The 17,328-nt window shown below is 54.7% G+C and carries 14 protein-coding genes and 1 tRNA gene; 7 read left to right on the forward strand and 8 right to left on the reverse strand.

From position 1 onward, the window contains the following. Positions 1-36 precede the first annotated feature (36 nt). The 6 genes from ABEA92_RS05710 to ABEA92_RS05735 all read right to left on the reverse strand — a co-directional run bounded on the left by ABEA92_RS05710 (position 37) and on the right by ABEA92_RS05735 (position 7,573). A complete protein-coding gene (locus ABEA92_RS05710; RefSeq protein WP_345682842.1) occupies positions 37-399 on the reverse strand; it encodes a response regulator in 363 nt (120 codons plus the stop codon). Between the two features lie 97 nt (positions 400-496). Further along, complete coding sequence (locus tag ABEA92_RS05715) at positions 497-3,214, reverse strand: response regulator (protein ID WP_345682843.1); 2,718 nt, start codon at positions 3,212-3,214, stop codon at positions 497-499. After that, positions 3,204-5,165, reverse strand: a complete 1,962-nt coding sequence (locus tag ABEA92_RS05720) for an AI-2E family transporter (RefSeq protein WP_345682844.1) — start codon at positions 5,163-5,165, stop codon at positions 3,204-3,206. Before ABEA92_RS05720 ends, ABEA92_RS05715 begins: the two co-directional genes overlap by 11 nt. A gap of 239 nt (positions 5,166-5,404) precedes the next feature. Next, entirely contained in the window at positions 5,405-5,923 is a 519-nt protein-coding gene (locus tag ABEA92_RS05725) for a response regulator (RefSeq protein ID WP_345682845.1), read from the reverse strand. A gap of 501 nt (positions 5,924-6,424) precedes the next feature. Continuing rightward, entirely contained in the window at positions 6,425-7,183 is a 759-nt protein-coding gene (locus ABEA92_RS05730; RefSeq protein WP_345682846.1) for a phosphatase PAP2 family protein, read from the reverse strand. A gap of 316 nt (positions 7,184-7,499) precedes the next feature. Continuing rightward, positions 7,500-7,573, reverse strand: a tRNA-Pro gene (locus tag ABEA92_RS05735). Positions 7,574-8,152: 579 nt separating this feature from the next. Here ABEA92_RS05735 and ABEA92_RS05740 point away from each other — a divergent pair. From ABEA92_RS05740 to ABEA92_RS05760, 5 genes are all read left to right on the forward strand, one after another. Next, positions 8,153-8,821 carry a hypothetical protein gene (locus ABEA92_RS05740; RefSeq protein WP_345682847.1) on the forward strand — a complete coding sequence of 223 codons (669 nt, stop codon included), beginning with the start codon at positions 8,153-8,155 and terminating at the stop codon, positions 8,819-8,821. Between the two features lie 229 nt (positions 8,822-9,050). Beyond that, complete coding sequence (locus ABEA92_RS05745; RefSeq protein ID WP_345682848.1) at positions 9,051-10,307, forward strand: hypothetical protein; 1,257 nt, start codon at positions 9,051-9,053, stop codon at positions 10,305-10,307. Continuing rightward, complete coding sequence (locus tag ABEA92_RS05750; RefSeq protein ID WP_345682849.1) at positions 10,304-11,932, forward strand: di-heme oxidoredictase family protein; 1,629 nt, start codon at positions 10,304-10,306, stop codon at positions 11,930-11,932. Before ABEA92_RS05745 ends, ABEA92_RS05750 begins: the two co-directional genes overlap by 4 nt. A gap of 65 nt (positions 11,933-11,997) precedes the next feature. Then, positions 11,998-12,873: a hypothetical protein gene (locus ABEA92_RS05755; protein ID WP_345682850.1), complete on the forward strand. Its 876-nt coding sequence runs from the start codon at positions 11,998-12,000 to the stop codon at positions 12,871-12,873. A gap of 119 nt (positions 12,874-12,992) precedes the next feature. Continuing rightward, positions 12,993-14,330: a peptidylprolyl isomerase gene (locus ABEA92_RS05760; RefSeq protein ID WP_345682851.1), complete on the forward strand. Its 1,338-nt coding sequence runs from the start codon at positions 12,993-12,995 to the stop codon at positions 14,328-14,330. 42 nt (positions 14,331-14,372) lie between these two features. Here the strand turns inward: ABEA92_RS05760 and ABEA92_RS05765 are convergent, their stop codons facing one another. After that, on the reverse strand, positions 14,373-15,242 hold the full coding sequence (locus ABEA92_RS05765) for a hypothetical protein (protein WP_345682852.1): 870 nt from the start codon (positions 15,240-15,242) through the stop codon (positions 14,373-14,375). A gap of 253 nt (positions 15,243-15,495) precedes the next feature. Here ABEA92_RS05765 and ABEA92_RS05770 point away from each other — a divergent pair, with 253 nt between their 5' ends. Further along, the gene (locus ABEA92_RS05770; RefSeq protein WP_345683199.1) at positions 15,496-16,149 is read left to right on the forward strand and encodes a Maf family protein; all 654 of its coding nucleotides are present in this window, start codon (positions 15,496-15,498) and stop codon (positions 16,147-16,149) included. 45 nt (positions 16,150-16,194) lie between these two features. Here the strand turns inward: ABEA92_RS05770 and ABEA92_RS05775 are convergent, their stop codons facing one another. Next, a complete protein-coding gene (locus ABEA92_RS05775) occupies positions 16,195-16,329 on the reverse strand; it encodes a hypothetical protein (protein WP_345682853.1) in 135 nt (44 codons plus the stop codon). Here ABEA92_RS05775 and ABEA92_RS05780 point away from each other — a divergent pair. Next, positions 16,328-17,326: a DUF1573 domain-containing protein gene (locus ABEA92_RS05780; protein WP_345682854.1), complete on the forward strand. Its 999-nt coding sequence runs from the start codon at positions 16,328-16,330 to the stop codon at positions 17,324-17,326. The genes ABEA92_RS05775 and ABEA92_RS05780 overlap by 2 nt on opposite strands. Positions 17,327-17,328 lie beyond the last annotated feature (2 nt).

The following is a 17,328-nucleotide window of genomic DNA, read 5'->3' on the forward strand; positions in this document are numbered from 1 at the left end:
TCATTAGAAATGAATTGGCACTCAGGAAACGGTAACTCAGGAAACGCTCAACAGGCTTTCAATTAACGCCAATAACTTGTCCATCTCGACCGGTTTGGTGTGGTATTCGGTGCACCCCGCTTCGATCGCTCGCTCGCGATCACCCGCCATCGCGTGCGCCGTCAATGCAATGACTGGCACCGTAATCCCTTGCTCGCGGATCTGCTTGGTCGCTTCCCACCCGTCAAGCTCGGGCATATTCATGTCCATCAAAATCACGTCGGGGCTATCGGCTTGCGCGTGCTCGATTCCCTCTTTGCCGCCGCCGGCGGTGACAATGTCAAAGCCACGTCGTTCGAGCCGACGTTTCAAGACATCACGATTATCGTCGTTATCATCAACGATTAAGATACGAGGCATCGTTTCGTTCCTTTATGAGGTTGGTTGTCGGAGCGGATCGGTTGCCCTTTGCTCAATTCGACGGCGATTATTCCCGCGTGATTGGCTATACAGGCAACTACTGCGCCGTGGGTTGTTGTTTTTCTTTTTCTTGTGCCGACTCGGTTTCAACGGCCGTTTTATGGGGACGACGGGCCAAATTCGTCACTAAATGACGCACTTCGTCTAACAGTTTGCGGCGGCTCAGCGATCCTTTGGCTAAAATCCGCTCGACGCTGCCGTTTAACCGAGCATGATCCTCGCTGGTCAATTCCATCGCAGTCAGGACAACCACGGGAATCGAAATCCACTGCGGATCCGCTCGCACGACTTCCAAAAATTCAAATCCATCCATCTCTGGCATCATCAGATCGAGCAGCACGACCGCCGGGGTTTCGCCACGAACACAATCCAGTGCTTCACGTCCATTGCCAGCCTGGATCACTCGCCACCCTTGGTCCTCGAGCGTGCGTGCGACGGCGCGGCGAGTGGTGTCGTCATCTTCGACCAACAACACATAGGACGGATCGTCTTGCATGTATCGCCGCAACATCGAGACTAGTTTTTGTCGATCAATCGGCTTGACCAAGTACTCTGAAGCACCAAGCATGAATCCTAAATCATGATCGTCTTTGACCGACTGCATGATCACCGGAATGTCGGCGAGTTCATTGTCCGCTTTCAATGACGCCAACACGGACCATCCGTCCACCTTGGGCATCATCACGTCCAAGATGATCAAGTCGGGATGACACTGTTTGGCTCGGACCAAGCCTTCTGCCCCATCGGCGGCGGTGACCGGACGAATCCCCTCGGCAACCAACACCCGCGTCAAGATATCACGGATTGCCGGATCATCGTCGATCACCAAGACAACGCTCGCACCTTCCGCCAACGGCGTACTTTGCCGTGTCGTCACCGCTTCAGACACTGCCGCGGCTTCATCCCGCTGCTCGGCTGCTTTGGCCACATCGACTTTGTCGAGATTTTCGGGTAGCAACACCGTGAATGTCGTGCCTTCGCCCTGAACACTACTTACATCCACACTTCCGCACATCAATTCGGTAAAGCGTTTGATGATCGCCAACCCCAACCCTGTCCCACCATACTTTCGCGTCGTCGACGCATCGACTTGGACAAACGGCTGGAACAGCTGGGCCAGTTGCTCGGACGTCATCCCGATGCCCGTATCACTGACCGCGAAACGCACCATTTTGTTGTCAGCGTCACGTGAGATGTGCAAGCGAATCAGTCCGTTTTCGGTGAACTTACTTGCATTGGACAATAGGTTGTAAAGCACTTGACGTAACTTCACGACGTCACCGACCATGGTTGCAACATCCTGGTCGATATCGACTTGCAATCGATTATCATTCTTTTCAACGAGCGCTTCGACGGTCGCAACGACTTCATCGATCACATCGGCGACTTCGAACGACTCGGGGAACAGCTCCATCTTGCCCGCTTCGACTTTTGACAAATCGAGCACGCCATTGACAAGTTCGAGCAGATGTTTCCCGGCGGAACGAATCCGTTTTAGATCAGGAATAAATTCGGGGACCTGCTGATCTTCGGCCTCCTCGGCCAGTAGCTCGCTGTACATGATTACAGCGTTCAGCGGCGTTCGAAGCTCATGGCTCATGTTTGCCAAAAACTGGCTCTTTGATTCATTCGCCGCTTCGGCGGATTCTTTGGCGCGTTCTAATTCTTGGCGTGATCGCAACCGCGACGTAATGTCGTTGAACGTGATCACCGCCCCTTCGACCACATCCTTGTTCTTTAATGGAAACGACGAATATTCGACTGGTACCGACTTGCCATCGAGCCGCCAAAACAATTCATCGTCCACACGACATCCGTCGCCCGAACGCGACGATTTGTAAATTGGGCAATCGGTCACCGGATAGGGATCTCCATCGCTGGTGGTATGATGCACCAATTCATGCATGTCTTTGCCTAAAAAATCACTTGGGTTGCCTCCTAGGATCAATGCCCCCGCGCGATTCATGAACGTACAGATCCCATCGGTATCAATTCCATAGATTCCTTCGCCAGTGGATTCCAAGAGCCGTTGGTTGTAACGCGCCAATTCGTCCTTTTCACGAACATGGCGTCGCGACATGTCCGCAGACGAAGTTTTCAAACGCCAATGACGACGAAGCAGATAATAAGTTCCCAACACCAACGACGACGCGAGCAAGGTCGATAGCAGCAACGAAATGCGGGTGATCGTCAGACGATGCTTCAGCATGTCGCTGCGTTGGGTGAGCAATTCATCTTCCGCTTGCTCGATCTCGCGAACCAGTTCACGAATGTCGGTCATTTGCTGCGTCCCCAGACGCAGCACCGCTGCCGCTGCGATACTGTCGGGATCTGGATTGGTGTGAGACAACACGAATTGCTGCATCAATTGGATCTTGGGTTCAATCAAATCCGATAGCGATCCAACACGCTTCTTCTGCTCTGGGTTGTCGAGCGTCAATTGTTTCAATTTCGATTGCTGCTGCACCGCTGCGGCAATCGCACGATCAAATTGCTCGCGGTAGATCTCGTCATCCGAAAGCAAGAAACCTCTGCCCGCCGACTCCGCTTGACTCAACTCGGCACGAATACCATGGGTGACGGCAAGCACTTGCCGCGACTGCGACACCCAATCCGCCGACTCGGCCGCACGTTGGACATTCCGGTACGTTATCCACGAAGTGCCAATTAAAAATGCCAAAGCGGTAACGAGACCAACCGGAGCCAACCAGCGTTCCCATTTTGACACGACATCCAATAGGTCATCACGAGACATGAGAGGCCTCTTCGACGTTGGACTTTGGTGATTCAGTCGATCGCGAACGATCGCAAACGGTATCATTGACGTCGGCTTGATTGATCTCTTTTAACAGCACGTCGATCTGATGTTTCGTTTGTGACAACGAGGTCGTCAGATAACTTGCACCGGCTTCGCGAACTCGAACCAATAACTCGTCATAATCTTTCATTTTGCCCAGATAGGTCACCACAATCGGAACGGTCGGTTGGCTTGCACGAATCTCGCTGCACATGTATTTCAACTGGGGCAATCCGCCTGGTGGTAGCACCGACAAGACGACAACATCCGGTTGACTGCGGGAAATTTTTGATACGACCTGTGAAGGCAACTCCTTGGTGGTGCTTAATTCGACTTCACAATCATTGCCAACCAACTGTGACAACATCGCCAACGCAATTTCTTCGGACTCGTGATGGACCGGATGACCGAACAGCCGTCGGCGTCGCGTGTTCAGGGTACCCGGATCGCCATGGTCCGCCGCCTCATCGTTCCCCTGATCCTCAGGATCGGTTAATTTGTTTTCCACGACCGCGACTTCCTCCGACGCGTCCGAATGTTTTTTATCGTCAAGAATAAATGAATCTCGTGTCGCCCTCCAAATGAACTGCTCCTCTGCGGCACTGATGGACTCCTTGCCTCGCTCGATCCGTGTCCAGCTGAGCGCAGGGATCAACACTTCGTCAAAAGCACGTTCTTGTCCAAATTCATTGACGTATTGTTTATAGACCCGTCGTCCCTCCATGAAATCTTGAGCCAGCAAACGCTGAAAGAACTGTAGACGCGCATCCAATACCGGTTGCTCGGCAAGCAGCACCTTAAGCGAACGCAGGTGCGGCAGGTGTTGCCCAAGCACCACCAAACAAACCGTTAGCGGAGTGGACAACAACAAACCGACAGGTCCCCAAATCCAGGCCCAAAAAAGTGCCGCAACCAACAATGCGACTGGCGTCAGCCCCGTCGTTTTGCCGAAGAGCACGGGTTCAATCACGTTGCCCGTCACCAGTTCGCTGACAGTAAAGAACACCAAAACCGCAATCGGCTGCGTCCATCCCGTCGATGTCGCCACGCTGACCAGCAAGGGAAACAATACCGACGCGGGACTACCCAGGAACGGAATGAATCGGAAACAAAGCGTCAAGAATCCCCATAGCGGTGCGTAGGGAACGCCCATCAAATACAACCCGACGCCAAACCACAAACCAAAACCGGCATTGACCAGCAACAGGTTCAACAAATACTTGCTGACGCGTTCGGCGGTGTCTCGCATTAACCGCGTAGTCCCCGTTAGCGCGGCATCCCCCATCAACGAGATTAGCCGATAGCGAATGTCTTCGCGGCGAAGCAGCAGGAACATCACCAACACGATCACGAAGGCGACATTGGCAATCGGCTCGACGACCGGCAGCAAGATCTCGGTGGCAGCGGTAAACGGACTTTCAGGCTCACTGGCCACAACAATCGTTGGCGGCGGAGCCGTGACTTCCTCGACCACCGCAATCGGATCGTCCGGCGAATCGGGTTCCACCACCGCACCTGGCGTCGGAAACAGTTCATTGAACATGTTGGACAGCCGGTTGACGGTCGAATCCTCGCGAAGCTGAAACGATTCGAGTTTGCTCTTGATCTCTTGCTGATGGTTCGGCAAATCAACGGCTAACGTTTGAACTTGCGACACCAAAGCCCACATCGCCATGCCGATAATTGCGAATGCCAACCCGCTGGCGAGCAAGACGGCAGGCAATCGTCCCAACTTCCATTTTTCCAAAACGCTGACCAAGGGTGTTAATATGAAAGCCAACAACACACTCAGCGCGATCGGAACAAATACGGGCTTGCCGAAATACAGCATCGCCAGCACCATCGAGACAGTGCCTAAACTGAAAAAAACTCGACCGGTGGCCGATTCGCGATCACGTTGGTTGGTCAACCGCCATACCCTGTAGATGAGAGCGACAGATTTAAGAAATTGCGACACAGCGATGCAATAATATCACCGCGGTGGCTTGGCGTGGCAATAAACGCATTTACCATGCCGCGGTTGTGAAGGCCGCTGTGAAATGGCGGTCGCTATCGAATCGGAGGCCGCAACCGAGAAGCGAGCGGCGGGGGCGACGCGAAGGTTGTGATCAGTCTTTCTGTCACGTTGCCCAAGCTGTATCGGCAAAATCAGCTGAATTTGGGGCCGTTCTCTTGGACTTCGCGATACAGACGGCGAAGGGTTGGCGAAATTCGTTTATTCGGCCAAGGTTGCTCGTGAACGGTGTATTGAAAATCGTGGTTGACCACGCTCGCTTCCTGGTCCAACCGCTGAACAATTTGCTGGGTGCGAGTTTTCTCTAACGGTTTGGTCAGAAAGACGGTACCGCCAGCACTTTGCACGAACGAGCGGATGTCGTCGTCCTGTAAACTGCTGATGACGATCACAGGAATCGAATTGATCTGCTCGGATCGGTGATGTCTCAGCGAACAAAGCAGATCAAGTCCGCTGGCGACCGGCATCTCAATATCGGTGACGATCAATTGCGGCTGCAACGCTTTGACCGCGGCCCAGGCATCTTCGCCATTGGATGTCGTCGTGCATTCATACCCACATTCGGCGACCCAACTGCGCAGCAGTTCACGGGATGCCCGCAGATCATCCGCGATCACGCAATGAGGGGGCTTGGGGTCGGCGACATTGCTCATAAGCTGCATACCAAAATATTAACTCGCCATCACAGGCGTCTACTTCAACCAAGTTTTTCGGGAGCAATTGGCGGGCCAACGTTTTCTCGTCATCCGCTTCGCCCCCGCCGGTCATCCGCTTCGCCCCCGCCGATCGTCGGCTAGCCGAGCCCCTATGCGTTGGACGCAAAACCCGCTCAAAAATCGTTGTTCACGCTCTGGCGTTCCCGCCAAAATCGCGATTCATTCGTCCAGCCAACGTCCCGGCAAATGATACATCACGCCCCTCCGAAGCATCCAGATGTGATCGCTGGCATAGCACGCCGTTGGCAGATGCTCGTCCGCCGTCCATGTTGCCCTCGGTTCGTCAAACTTGCCGCCAACTTGGTTAGCGATGAGGCGCGCGAACCGCTCGGTTGCAGCGAGCAAATCGTTCGAAAATTCCCGGACGGATCGCGCAGCTCCGCTACCAAACCACCGGTTAGTGCGAAAGCAGATGGCACTGGGCGACTCGCGGGACCATCACCCTTTTGGAGGCGCCAGCACGTCCGATTTAGCGAGGTGCGTTTCACGAAGTTTTAACGAACGTGAAATCAACCAACACGACAACGCCCACACCAATCCGGCTACCCAACCCGCCAGCACGTCGGTCGGGTAATGCACCCCCATATAGACTCGACTAAGTCCCACCAGCACAGTCACGGCGATCGCCACTGCAATGACATAGAACCGCACCCAAAAGTGACGCAGCACCGGGACCACTAACACAGCAAGCGTCAGATAGACAACTGCTGCCATCATCGAATGTCCGCTCGGAAAACTGCTGGTATAGACCAACGACAAATGAGGAACCAAATCGGGGCGAGGACGGGCGAAGAAATGCTTCATCAGCAGACTGGCACCAATGCCACCGATCGTCGAAACCAGCAGGAATCCCATCGTGCGATAAACACGGTTGATCGCAAGGAAGCCGGCCGTGGATGCAATCGCCAACAACAGAACCGTCACGCCACCCAGAGCCGTCACGTCACGCCCGACCTCGGCCATCCACGCAGGCCCCAGCGGCCGCGAAGGGTCATCGGCAGCACGCAGACTGCGGACGGCCCAGCGATCGAACGTATGGGTCCCCCCTTCGATGACCTCGTCGGCGAGTTCAATGAACCCCCAAGTACCGAGTGCGACCAACAAAAATCCCAGCAAAAGTATCGGCTCGCGGCCCCAAAAGAAACGAACGAGACGAAAAAGCGGCTGGTGCACTCTCTGGATTTTAAACGGCTTCATGACTCCGCTCACGAGCATGACGCATGCCAAAAGCGGCGTCCGAGCGACTCTCGGACGAAAAAAACGTCATCACAGCTGGTGAAAGTCTCCACCCGGCAAGTCAAAATGCTCACGACACCCCGAAGCGACGGCGGGTGAGGATCGCAGCGGGCGGCCGACAATGGCCATGACGACCAATCCACTCGACTCGCGAATTGGCTAGCGAATTTGCAATCGCAGGTGCCCCATAAAACGGGGCGAGGAATCGCCGGCGGCGACGAGCAAGACGAAAAAAAAATCCCGTGTTTTGCCAGGCAAAACACGGGATTTTGATTGATCGGGGCGACATGATTCGAACATGCGACCTCCTGGTCCCAAACCAGGCGCTCTGCCAGGCTGAGCTACGCCCCGGTGCAGCGAAAGAGCGATAAAACCACGCTTTCTGCAGCCGGATTCCTTGAACAAGAAACGAGACATCGCCCGTCACTTGAAGGTTCGAAGGTTGTCGTGTTTTTATCGGTTTTCTGCAACCCCACTTAGCACCAATTTTTCATAGATTTTTTGAATTGGTCCTCGCTTGGCACCACACGGTTTTCAGCGGATCGTTGTCGGCACCGCAGGTGGAGTGGGAAAACCTCGGACCGCGACCACCGCTTTGCCCACGCCACACGGTCATCGATTACGCCACGGGCCCCGGCTCTCGACTCCGTGAAAGCCCCAACCGCCGGTTGGCTGTTCGGATCGAGAATCCTTGACAGAGATCTTGTTCTGTAACGAAGCGATGCCACTGATTTTGCTTGACCGCCGCGATTGCGTGCGCGATCATGACGGCGACTAGCGGTCACCCCGCTGGACAGCCAATCCCGTCATCGCGGCCCCTCATCTTCTCTCGCCATTCACTCGAACGGACCCAATCGCATGCAAGTCTCATCGCTGCCACCTGCTCGCCGTCACTTCGGACATTACAGCGGACGCTCACGAAGTTTCGTGATGTCGCTCCTCACGCTTCTAATCCCACTGGGATTGATGCCAACGCAGCGGGCGCAGGCTCAACAAGACCCCTTTGGTAGCGAAGCGAAACCTGCCGCCACGCCAGACACGCCGCCCTCGATGACCATCGGGCAGGATCCGATAGAGCAACAACTTCGCCGCAAGTTATCGGAACAGACATCAATCCACGTCGACGAAGTGCCTCTCAGCGAATTTCTACACCTGCTGTCTGAAAAAACCAACACGCCGATGGTGCTCGATACTCGGGCAATCGAAGAGATTGGATTGTCGCCCCAACAACACATTCACGTTTCGCTTCAAAACGTCAGCCTGCGAACGGTACTAAAGATTTCGCTGAGACCACTGGATCTAACCTACATGATCAAAGATGAACTCATTCAAATCACGACACCGGAGTGTGCAGAAAATAATTTAGTGACAAAAGTCTATGCATTAGCGGATTCGCTAAAAGGCAAGACCCCAAAAGTCATCCGCGCCGTGACATCCACGATTACTCCGGATACCTGGGAAGTCCTTGGCGGCCCCAGTACGATCGTGGCCATTGAAAGTGTATTGGTCGTGTCGACAACCGAGAAAACTCACGAGCAGATCGGCGATCTGCTGGAAAAGATCGAAACCGCGATGCAGACGGGCAAAACAAGTTCTTAGCAGCTTTAGTATTGTTCGTGCCGCGAGCGGCCCGGTTTCATGGGAATCGCTCGACAAAACTCTTGACGAGTGATGAAAACGAGTGACCCGTGGCTTCGCAGTGACAAAAACACGAAAACCGATGCTCCGATTAAACCTTTTGCTTGACGGGCGAACTCGGCACGCTCTAGACTGATCGGTTGAGCGGAATCGCCGAAACGTTTCAGCCGCCCACACCCCTGGTGCATCCATGCGAAAACTGCTGCTGATGACGATACTCAGCCTCATCGCTGTGGCCGCTTCGGCAGAGGTCCCTTCGTCGACGATCCTCTGGGAGAAACCTTTCCAAACTCGATCGGAATCCGCTGCCGACAAATCGCTGATTTTGATACTGGTCACCAACGATGATCCGTTCGATGTGGATGCAGGCGGATGGGCCGGAGAGTTGATAGAGGAACCTATCGCGGAACTCGCTCAGCAGCGAATGGGGTTCGCAGAGCGAGTCACGACTCAATTTCTGCCCGCCGGCATCCCCTCCGTTTTGACCGCAGGCGAATCGCGAAACGTTCCGGCGCGGGCAATCGTCGCGATTTGCAATCGAGACTACCGGTTGCTTTCGTTTTGTGTCGGCATTCCTGACACCGACGAACTCGTCACGTTGATTGAAGACGCCGAAGAAGTGCAAACGTTGGCGGGCATCCACCAAGAAGCCCCCAAACAATTGATCCGTGAATTGGCCGAGCGAAGTGCCGACCGCGTGGGGCGTCGTTGGCAGCAGTGGATGGTCCAGGCGGTGACCGAGATCGAAAACAATCCGGCGGACGAGGCAGCGGCGGATCGCATCGCCCGTGTCGTGCCGCTATTGGAACAGTCGTACTTGGCCGAATCGCAATTGCGATTTGGGTTGTCGGATCCCGAAGACGCGACGCGACTTGGACTGCTGGAACAGCACGTCTGCACACGGCAACCTTGGTGCGATTCGATCATGCCCTTGGTCGCCAATGCGGATTTCCGGCAACACTATCGCAAACTGATCCAGCCGATTTGGGGCCATCCCCTGGTCAACGCCGACGCCGACGCCGCTGAAGTGATCGATTGGGCGGCCTCCCAAAGCGATCATACGACAGCCAAAAAGGAAGGCGTCTTTGTGCTGCTGCTTCAATCCCCGATCGCCAGTGCAATGGCCCCGATTCAAGAAGAGGGTGATGGCAAGAACGAAGGCAAGCAAAGCCGCGTTGCAAAAGCATGGGATCGTGTTGCGGCACTGGTCGCCAAGTTCCCTAATCGCGAAGTCGATCTGCAACAACTTGCCTTGCTGAGCCGGGCGCAACAATGGCCTGCGATTGACATCCAACGCCCTAGCATCGCTCGTTACATCTTTGTTGACGCACAAAAGCCGACACCGCTTGTCGTTCATCTCACGGATTCACCAGGGCGATTCGCATCCGTCTTGCAACGATCCAAACCAAGTTCCCTCGCCAACCTTCAACCGGATCAAGAAAAATGAAACGCTTGTATCGAAACGGGATCACGATGCTCTCTAGCATCCTTACATTGGCCACGCTGGGCGTGTTCCATTGCCAAGCGGTCCAGCCCGACTCGGTCACGCAGGGGCGTGATCTGTTCGAGCAAGATTGGTCGCCGCGAAACCCGATCACGGGCAATGATGGACTTGGGCCACTCTTTAATAGCACGTCGTGTGTGCGATGCCATTTCCAGGGAGGCGTGGGCGGTGCTGGCGATGCTTCGGTCAACGCATTGACACTTGCCATCGAGCGAATCCATTCGCAAAACAAACCGCTCGACAATCGTGAACTGCTTGATATTGTTCGATCGGTGCATCCAGGTTTTATTCAAAGCGATGGCACCATCAACAACACCTTGCCGCTTCCGCATCGGGGCGGTTCGGACGCCTACGCGGTCAAACGCAAGACGCTGCTGTCACAAGTCCCGGTCGAATTCAGTCAATCCGGCGGCCCCACGAATTCTGCAGAGGTTCGTTACGTCTCAGCCACCCCGATCAAGATGAATTGGCAACATGGCGATGCGAACATCACGCTCGATGCTCGATTGTTCCAGCGAAACACCACCTCGTTATTCGGAGCCGGTTTGATCGATCAGGTCAGCAATCGCGACATGGCGATTCAGGCCAAAATACAAGAGCGACATCCCGAAATCAGCGGGCGACCTTCGACGCTCAGCGATGGACGATTTGGCAAGTTCGGTAGGCGGGCCAACGTGGGGTCCTTGGTCGAGTTTATTGATATGGCTTGCGCAAACGAAGTCGGACTGAAAACGCGACGTCAATCGCAACCGAGTGACCCAATGACTCCAGGCTACAACAACCCTGGGATTGACGTTTCCGACAATCAGATCATGGCGATGCGGGACTTCATTGCTGCACTTCCAGCCCCCACACGGATACCGCCCAAAAATTTGCGGCATGCGCAGCAGATCGAGCGAGGCGAACAGGTGTTCGCTTCGGTCGGGTGCATCCACTGTCATCTTCAAGATCTCGGCCCTGCCAAAGGAATCTATAGCGATTTGCTTTTGCATGACATGGGATACGAATCCTTGGATCCGAATCACGCCGAGCCCAAGATTGCTCGCGTGATCCCGCTGACTCGGTATGAATCGACCGTGGCCAGACCACCACGGCCGGGTGAGCCTGGGTACTACGGAGCGACCACTCCGATCTTCAACAGAGCGGCAACGAATAAGCAGTATCTGTTCGTGCCGCCGTACCAGCCAACCGAACGGATGAAAATTGTGGACGTGTCATCCCGAGAACGGTACATCGAATTGGAATCCGACGACGAGGAATCGTCGCCCGGTGAGGGCGAAACAAGACAGGTCCTGGTCAAAGAAACCAAGTACGTTCGACTTATTTTCGAGCCGACAAACTTCAATCAGGAATGGAGAACACCACCGCTGTGGGGTGTGCGTGACTCGGCTCCCTACATGCATGACGGGCGAGCGGAAACGCTGCTAGAAGCGATCGCCGTGCATGAGGGGGAAGCCTCTGCGACACGCGATCGCTTCCTGAAACTACCGCTGGCCGATCGCCGAGCGGTTTTGGCGTTCCTTGAAACGCTCGCCGCGCCCAGCAACGTTCCGCAGCCAGCGATGTAGAATAGAGGCTTCGTCGTGGTCAAACCCAAGGTATTGTGATGCGATCGTTCATAACGCTTCTAGTCATGTCACTATTAGCAATTGCGATTTTCCGACTTTCGTATCCCCCGATCACTGACGGACTGCAACTTAGCAACAGCGTGCGAGGTATTGATTCCGCTCGGTTACCGCCGGCTCTGAACGAAATTGAGATCCCTAACCAAGAATCGACGCCAGAGCCTGGAACGATTGTTCCGGTGCAGGAGTTATCTCCCTACGAATTGCATGTCCAGAATGAGGACGGCTTCAGTAAAGCGCCGGGCAACGGGCGTCATCGTGGTGGTTCACATGTGTTGATGGATGAAAGAGCTGTTCGCTTTATAAACGATGCTATCGCTCAAACGCCTCCAAGCAATGAGACGGGCTTGCTCGAAACCAGCCCCTATGGATTGTGGGGCACTCTGGGGACGCGTGTATCCGAAGAAAAGCGAGGTGACGACCAAACCGTCAGTTCGGCCTTCATCGCTGATGTGCCACACACACCGTCAGGGGACTTTGCCCTCCGCCAAACAGAAATTGCGTTGGCTGATCATGAGTTACAACAAATCTCGTCGCATCAAATTGCCGCCCAGTCCCCTAAAATCTGGACATTAGATTTCATCGAACTTGTCAGTCTTCATCGATTTGATGAACCCGTCGCGTATGTCGAAAAAGAGCTGCCCTCGATGAACACAATCGCAACAGGAGTACTGAAAACACGTCCACTCAATGATTTTGAAACCAACGCGATCAATCAATTACGTATGGGTGCAAAGTTGCAGACCGAGCGAAGCGGCCACACATTGCGAATGGTGGGCGCGATATTGGCTACGAACGACTGTTTGGCTTGCCACCCCGGGAATGCAGGCGACTTATTGGGTGCGTTCACCTATCGATTCACCGCCGTAGTCGACACTCCGTAGTCCAAGAGGCAGGCGGGCAACTAAAAATCGGCTGTTTTTCTCGATCCATTCCGGGGATCGCTGCGTAGCTACTCGTGCAGTGGATTTCCCGTTTGTTTTTGAGCCATTTTGAGTCTTTGATGATCGATCGCGTCTTTTTGTTCACCCTCTCGACCCTCGGATTGGTTGCGGGACTTTCGCTGCCGGCCCCCGTTGTGACACGGTCGTTTGCCCAGGAAACCACCGCCACCCAGGACTCCACTGCTGCATCAACCAGCCAGGATGATTCACACGCGGCCGATGCACACGCTGGGGAGCCCCATTCTCACCATGACGATTCGGCAAAGCCCAAGGGGGCAACGCGAGAGCCGGCGAATCTGCTCGGCAAAGGACCGGACGGCAAGCCGTTCGAATTGAACGAAGAGGGCAAACAAGCCAAAGACACCTACGTCCAGGCCAAAGAGAAGCTTGTCGATGTGTTGATCGAAATGCGAACGGTTCACACGCTGTACATGAACGGCGAGGACCAAACGCCTGAGGCACTTGATCGATACCGCGAACTCCGCGAACAGAGTTATGCCTTGTTTGACGAAGTCTTCGACGCTGCGTACGAGTACTTGTTGTTGGCGCCCGACCAAGAAGCCGCGCAGTACTTGTTAACGATGCTAGAACATCGCTTTAAAAATTCGAATTACTCGTTGTCGACCATGCGTGCCAGTGCGTTATTGATCGACTTGGGCTTTAACCAAGTGTTCCTATTTCAAACCGCCGCTCGGTCTTCGGTTTGTGCAGGCGAATTTGAAACGGCCGAGAAAATCTACGAGTACCTCAAACCCGAAGACTACGGCGACTTGGACAAGCGTTTCAGCTACCAGATGGAAACGATGAAAGAGCAATGGGCCGAAGAGCAGAAACGCCGAGAACAGGATGCCGAGAAAGAACTTCCTCGCGTCAAACTAACCACAACGCATGGCGATATCGTCATTGAACTGTTTTTGGACCAAGCGCCGTCGACGGTCGCCCACTTCATCAAATTGGTCGAACAGGGCTTCTACGACGGGCTGGATTTCTATCAAGTGATTGACGATCTGTTGGCACTGACCGGTGACGAAACAGGCACAGGATCCGGTAATAGCGGCCAATTCATCGTCGACGAACATCAGCGTGAAGGAGCTCGCAATGCGTTCCGCGGTTCTTTGGCGATGGCCAAACTGCCCAAAGGGGATACCGGCGAATTTGTTCCCGATAGCGGAAGTAGCCAATTTGCCATCTTCTTTACTCCGGTTCCCACCGTCAGCAAAGAACAAACGGTGTTTGGACGCGTGATCGAAGGCATGGATTTGTTCACCGAACTTCGACGAGTCGATCCGCACAAAGAAAAGAAGAAAGGCCAGGTCGTCTACCCGCCCGATCGCATCATTGAAGCCGAGGTGATCCGTCGCCCTGACGAGTTGCCCGAGCCTCAATATCGTCAATAAAATATCGTCACTAGACGTCGTGTCGCCAGCCGAGTGGGGCGACTACAGCTTTGACTCGGACAACCGGTCGATCTGGATCAGCACCACAACTTGTTCTTCGACGTAGTCGGCCGAGACACCTGACATCATCTCTTTGCCGAGCCCAAACGCCGGTTGACTTGCCGCGATCACGAACAGATCGTCCTTGCCGCCTTCGAGATCGATATCGAGCCACGGCAGCGACCATGCGTCACGGCGACTGTCGATTCGCATCGCCGAATCGCTGCTGATCCATTTTTGACGCATCACACCGTGTTGAATCTCGGGACGACACTGCAGGTGAATCTGCGAGGCGGTCTTGGACTGTGTTGGCGTGATGGCCAACACGTACTGCGGGTCTTGCAGCGTTCGACCTACGGTTTGTCCTTGATTGCGAAGCAGCGTCGTGTGAGTCCCACTGCGAGGTTGACGAAGTGGCAATTCGTATCGCTTTGCCAATCGCATCGGAATCTGTCGCGAGCCGACGGAGACTTCGCTCGCCACATCGGCTTCGCCCAAGAAGACGTCGACGACATCGCGCGGTCCCGCCATCTCGGCCAGCCGTTGGCGAAATTGGTCAGGACGAATGACCTTGCCGACCCGAATCCCATTTTCCGCAAGCTCACTACGGCGAGCTGGTTCGATCACCATTTCATCGACCCACTGCCACATCGATGCAACCCGATCCTGGTTCGCCGCGTCGGGCTGAATCGGATGGAAACCGACCGACAACAAGATCGCCTGAGAACTCGGTTTGACCCGAGCCAACGGATTGCTGTGGTTTGCACTTAGCACGGCGTCCGTGGCCGAACGATCGATCCATGTCGCGCAGCCAGCAACCGACGACGCTAGCGAGCCAGCGGCAATCAGAGAGCAGAACTGTCGGCGGTTCATGGTGTTCAAGCGGATCGCTTTTTGTACGGCGTCAAATTCAACTTCGACGTAGAAATCGAGACTTTTTGAGTGCAATGGGCCTGGACGGCTTGGCGGACACTACAAAGTCACTCGCGGAACCGTCAAGAGAAAAGCGTCGCTTGCTTCCCAATCCGCTGACGAACCCGTAAAACCATAGAAGCAGCCATGTTTTTGCACTTATTCTCCCAACTAGCAGTAGGAACGGATGAAATTCACTGACAATCTGCCTCTGATGAGTGGTTTGCCGCGTGCCGATTTGCCGACCGACGAGCCACTGATTTTGGCAAGCGGTTCGCCTCGCCGCAGCCAACTGCTGAAGGCGGCCGGATACCATTTCACCGTAGAACCCGCCAGCGACGAAGCGGAATGCGGGATGTGCAGCCGTGAAACCGCTCCGGAATTGGTGGCACGCTATGCCTATCGCAAGGCGGCCGACGTGGCATCAAAACGGGATGCCGGATTGATTTTGGCTGCCGACACAGTCGCGTCGTGCTACGGCCAAATTTTGGGAAAACCTCATGATATCGAGCATGCCGAAGCGATGCTGCGACAACTGAGCGGTCGCCGTCACGACGTCTACTCGGGCTTCTGTGTCTGGTCGGTCAGCCGAAATCGCTGTGTCGTCGAAGTCGTCCGCACCGAACTGCAAATGCAGCCGCTCAGCGAGCCGATGCTCGCCGAGTACCTAGAATCGATGCTTTGGGAAGGCAAGGCGGGTGCGTTCGGTTTCCAAGACGGCAACGATTGGTTGGAAGTCCTCGACGGCGGCAGCGAAACCAATGTCGTTGGGTTGCCGATGGAGCGGCTAGCCGAAGTATTTCGCGACTTTGATTTGCTAGCGACAGAGATTTCTATCGAGAAAGATGGACCTTCTTTGCCGAAGTAGCCATTCTTTCTAAGGTTCAGGGGCGGTTTATTCCCGATAAAGGGTTTAGTGCGGTTCCGACGATGCCAGCTGCGATGTCGGACAACTGAGGCGATGCACCTGGATCGGCGGATTCCACTGAGTCGCGTTGCCCCCATTCCCGTGTTTCCATTTCCCGCTTTCAAGTAGCCTGGATGTCATGGTGCGTTACTCCATTTTGCTCGCCAGTATCGTCGTTCTCTCGTTGTTCTCGACTACAAAGGTCCATGCAGAGAATTGGGCTGACAAGATGTTTGCCGAGACCAGTCATGACTTTCGCACGGTCGGTCGCGGAACCAAATGTGAGTTCCACTTCGAGCTGACCAACAAATACGAAGAAGACGTCCACATCGCCGCTGTCCGATCGAGCTGTGGCTGCACCAGCCCGTCGATCACCAAAGACACGCTGAAGACGCACGAAACCGGAGCGGTGGTCGCGACGTTCAACACCAGTTCGTTTATCGGTCAAAAGTCCGCGACGATCACTGTCGTGTTTGACAAACCGTTCTACGCGGAAACGCAGCTCAAAGTCAGCGGATTCATTCGCACCGACATCACCTTTGATCCTCCTGAAGTGGCCTTTGGCGAATTTGCCTCCGGCGACGCCCCGGAACGCGAAATCGTGATCACTCACACCGGCAACTCGAATTGGCGAATCAACGATGTGCGAAGCCACTGTGAAAGTTTGCAAGTCCGACTGAGTGCCCCGGAATTGTCACCCGGCATCGTTCGCTACCGCATGCGAGTCACGATGAAGGACTCGATGGAAGAAGGCGAGATCCACGAGCGATTGACGTTGATCAGCAACGATCGTGCGTTCCCCACCACCGAGATGGACATCTCGGGCCGAGTCCGCTCGGCAATCAGTGTGTCGCCCGCCGCAGTCAATCTAGGCAGCAAGCCAGCCGACGCGGTGATCGAAAAACGTTTGATCGTCAAAGGCGACGAGCCGTTTGAGATCAAGGACATCGTTTGCAGCGATCAACGTTTCGAGTTCGAGATTCCGGTGGGCCGCAAGAAAGTGCAATTTGTCAAAGTGCGATTCGAAGGCAACGGCACTGCGGGCGATATCGCACAAAAGATCCGCATCGTAACCGATCTGCCTGGTGACAAATCGGCCTCGTGCATCGTCACCGGAACGCTGTCCGCCACCCAATAAGG

This window comes from Novipirellula caenicola (assembly GCF_039545035.1).
Lineage (GTDB): Bacteria > Planctomycetota > Planctomycetia > Pirellulales > Pirellulaceae > Novipirellula > Novipirellula caenicola.

Coding starts and splice junctions, on each gene's coding strand:
- ABEA92_RS05710 (WP_345682842.1), bottom strand. CDS start 399: ATGCCTCGTATCTTAATCGTTGATGATAACGACGATAATCGTGATGTC.
- ABEA92_RS05715 (WP_345682843.1), bottom strand. CDS start 3,214: ATGTCTCGTGATGACCTATTGGATGTCGTGTCAAAATGGGAACGCTGG.
- ABEA92_RS05725 (WP_345682845.1), bottom strand. CDS start 5,923: ATGAGCAATGTCGCCGACCCCAAGCCCCCTCATTGCGTGATCGCGGAT.
- ABEA92_RS05730 (WP_345682846.1), bottom strand. CDS start 7,183: ATGAAGCCGTTTAAAATCCAGAGAGTGCACCAGCCGCTTTTTCGTCTC.
- ABEA92_RS05740 (WP_345682847.1), top strand. CDS start 8,153: ATGTCGCTCCTCACGCTTCTAATCCCACTGGGATTGATGCCAACGCAG.
- ABEA92_RS05745 (WP_345682848.1), top strand. CDS start 9,051: ATGCGAAAACTGCTGCTGATGACGATACTCAGCCTCATCGCTGTGGCC.
- ABEA92_RS05750 (WP_345682849.1), top strand. CDS start 10,304: ATGAAACGCTTGTATCGAAACGGGATCACGATGCTCTCTAGCATCCTT.
- ABEA92_RS05755 (WP_345682850.1), top strand. CDS start 11,998: ATGTCACTATTAGCAATTGCGATTTTCCGACTTTCGTATCCCCCGATC.
- ABEA92_RS05760 (WP_345682851.1), top strand. CDS start 12,993: ATGATCGATCGCGTCTTTTTGTTCACCCTCTCGACCCTCGGATTGGTT.
- ABEA92_RS05765 (WP_345682852.1), bottom strand. CDS start 15,242: ATGAACCGCCGACAGTTCTGCTCTCTGATTGCCGCTGGCTCGCTAGCG.
- ABEA92_RS05770 (WP_345683199.1), top strand. CDS start 15,496: ATGAGTGGTTTGCCGCGTGCCGATTTGCCGACCGACGAGCCACTGATT.
- ABEA92_RS05780 (WP_345682854.1), top strand. CDS start 16,328: ATGGTGCGTTACTCCATTTTGCTCGCCAGTATCGTCGTTCTCTCGTTG.
- ABEA92_RS05775 (WP_345682853.1), bottom strand. CDS start 16,329: ATGACATCCAGGCTACTTGAAAGCGGGAAATGGAAACACGGGAATGGG.